2 rRNA genes are annotated in these 3306 nt (G+C 47.8%); both read right to left on the bottom strand.

Annotated elements, in window-relative coordinates:
- Position 1: 1 nt before the first annotated feature.
- A 5S ribosomal RNA gene (rrf, locus tag M4L39_RS14465) occupies positions 2-116 on the bottom strand.
- A gap of 82 nt (positions 117-198) precedes the next feature.
- Positions 199-3122: ribosomal RNA gene (locus M4L39_RS14460) — 23S ribosomal RNA — on the bottom strand.
- Positions 3123-3306: the final 184 nt, after the last annotated feature.

The raw sequence follows: 3306 nt of genomic DNA, 5'->3' as shown, positions 1-3306 counted from the left end.
TGCCTGGCAACGTCCTACTCTTGCGGAACGTAAGTCCGACTACCATCGGCGCTAAGGAGCTTAACTACTGTGTTCGGCATGGGAACAGGTGTGACCTCCTTGCCATTGTCACCAGACAATGAAATATATAAAAAATTATACATTCAAAACTAGATAGTAAGTAAAATTTGATAATGCCAAACAAAACACTTTTTAAATTTGATTAAGTCTTCGATCGATTAGTATTCGTCAGCTCCACATATCGCTATGCTTCCACCTCGAACCTATTAACCTCATCATCTTTGAGGGATCTTATAACCGAAGTTGGGAAATCTCATCTTGAGGGGGGCTTCATGCTTAGATGCTTTCAGCACTTATCCCGTCCATACATAGCTACCCAGCGATGCCGTTGGCACGACAACTGGTACACCAGAGGTATGTCCATCCCGGTCCTCTCGTACTAAGGACAGCTCCTCTCAAATTTCCTGCGCCCACGACGGATAGGGACCGAACTGTCTCACGACGTTCTGAACCCAGCTCGCGTACCGCTTTAATGGGCGAACAGCCCAACCCTTGGGACCGACTACAGCCCCAGGATGCGATGAGCCGACATCGAGGTGCCAAACCTCCCCGTCGATGTGAACTCTTGGGGGAGATAAGCCTGTTATCCCCGGGGTAGCTTTTATCCGTTGAGCGATGGCCCTTCCATGCGGAACCACCGGATCACTAAGTCCGTCTTTCGACCCTGCTCGACTTGTAAGTCTCGCAGTCAAGCTTCCTTATGCCTTTACACTCTATGAATGATTTCCAACCATTCTGAGGAAACCTTTGAGCGCCTCCGTTACTCTTTAGGAGGCGACCGCCCCAGTCAAACTGTCCATCTGACACTGTCTCCCACCATGATAAATGGTGCGGGTTAGAAATCCAACACAGCAAGGGTAGTATCCCACCAACGCCTCGACGTAAGCTGGCGCTCACGTTTCAAAGGCTCCTACCTATCCTGTACAAGTTGTACCGAATTTCAATATCAGACTACAGTAAAGCTCCACGGGGTCTTTCCGTCCTGTCGCGGGTAACCTGCATCTTCACAGGTACTATGATTTCACCGAGTCTCTCGTTGAGACAGTGCCCAAATCGTTACGCCTTTCGTGCGGGTCGGAACTTACCCGACAAGGAATTTCGCTACCTTAGGACCGTTATAGTTACGGCCGCCGTTTACTGGGGCTTCGATTCGTAGCTTCGCCGAAGCTAACCACTCCTCTTAACCTTCCAGCACCGGGCAGGCGTCAGCCCCTATACATCACCTTACGGTTTAGCAGAGACCTGTGTTTTTGATAAACAGTCGCTTGGGCCTATTCACTGCGGCTCTCCTGGGCGTTAACCCTAAAGAGCACCCCTTCTCCCGAAGTTACGGGGTCATTTTGCCGAGTTCCTTAACGAGAGTTCGCTCGCTCACCTTAGAATTCTCATCTTGACTACCTGTGTCGGTTTGCGGTACGGGCACCAAAATTCTAGCTAGAGGCTTTTCTTGGCAGTGTGAAATCAACGACTCGAGGAAACAATTTCCTCTCCCCATCACAACTTGACCTTAAGAGTGCCGGATTTGCCTAACACTCAGTCTTATTGCTTGGACGTACAATCCAATAGTACGCTTCGCCTATCCTACTGCGTCCCCCCATCGCTTAAAACGAAATTTGGTGGTACAGGAATATCAACCTGTTATCCATCGCCTACGCCTATCGGCCTCAGCTTAGGACCCGACTAACCCAGAGCGGACGAGCCTTCCTCTGGAAACCTTAGTCAATCGGTGGACGGGATTCTCACCCGTCTTTCGCTACTCACACCGGCATTCTCACTTCTAAGCGCTCCACATGTCCTTGCGATCATGCTTCAACGCCCTTAGAACGCTCTCCTACCACTGTCCTTACGGACAATCCACAGCTTCGGTAATATGTTTAGCCCCGGTACATTTTCGGCGCAGTGTCACTCGACTAGTGAGCTATTACGCACTCTTTAAATGATGGCTGCTTCTAAGCCAACATACTAGTTGTCTGGGCAACGCCACATCCTTTTCCACTTAACATATATTTTGGGACCTTAGCTGGTGGTCTGGGCTGTTTCCCTTTCGAACACGGACCTTATCACCCGCGTTCTAACTCCTAAGATAAAATTGATTGGCATTCGGAGTTTGTCTGAATTCGGTAACCCGATAAGGGCCCCTCGTCCAAACAGTGCTCTACCTCCAATAATCATTACTTAAGGCTAGCCCTAAAGCTATTTCGGAGAGAACCAGCTATCTCCAGGTTCGATTGGAATTTCTCCGCTACCCACAACTCATCCGCTCACTTTTCAACGTAAGTCGGTTCGGCCCTCCATTCAGTGTTACCTGAACTTCAGCCTGGTCATGGGTAGATCACCTGGTTTCGGGTCTACGACCAAATACTCAACGCCCTATTCAGACTCGCTTTCGCTACGGCTCCACATTAACTGCTTAACCTTGCATCAAATCGTAACTCGCCGGTTCATTCTACAAAAGGCACGCCATCACCCATTAACGGGCTCTGACTACTTGTAAGCACACGGTTTCAAGTTCTATTTCACTCCCCTTCCGGGGTACTTTTCACCTTTCCCTCACGGTACTGGTTCACTATCGGTCACTAGAGAGTATTTAGCCTTGGGAGATGGTCCTCCCGGATTCCGACGGAATTTCTCGTGTTCCGTCGTACTCAGGATCCACTCAAGAGTGAACAAACTTTCGACTACAGGATTATTACCTTCTTTGATTCATCTTTCCAGATGATTCGTCTAATTTGTTCTTTTGTAACTCCGTATAGAGTGTCCTACAACCCCAACAAGCAAGCTCGTTGGTTTGGGCTCTTCCCGTTTCGCTCGCCGCTACTCAGGGAATCGATTTTTCTTTCTCTTCCTGCGGGTACTAAGATGTTTCAGTTCCCCGCGTCTGCCTTCAGATATGCTATGTATTCACATATCGATAACACGACATAACTCGTGTTGGGTTTCCCCATTCGGAAATCTCTGGATCAAAGCTTACTTACAGCTCCCCAAAGCATATCGTCGTTAGTAACGTCCTTCGTAGGCTTCTAGTGCCAAGGCATCCACCGTGCGCCCTTAATAACTTAATCTTTTCGACCTTCAACACGATAAAATCGGTTGAAAACCTAAAATGTTATTAATCTGTGAGTGTTCTTTCGAACACTAGCGATTATTTCTATTTTTTTGAATTCAAGCTTTTTAAAACTCTAATTCACTCGGTTTTGCTTGGTAAAATCATAAATTTTACTTACATATCTAGTTTTCAATGTACAA

The organism is Staphylococcus equorum (genome assembly GCF_029531845.1).
GTDB classification, from domain to species: domain Bacteria; phylum Bacillota; class Bacilli; order Staphylococcales; family Staphylococcaceae; genus Staphylococcus; species Staphylococcus equorum_C.
This window is presented reverse-complemented; position numbering and strand designations above follow the sequence as displayed.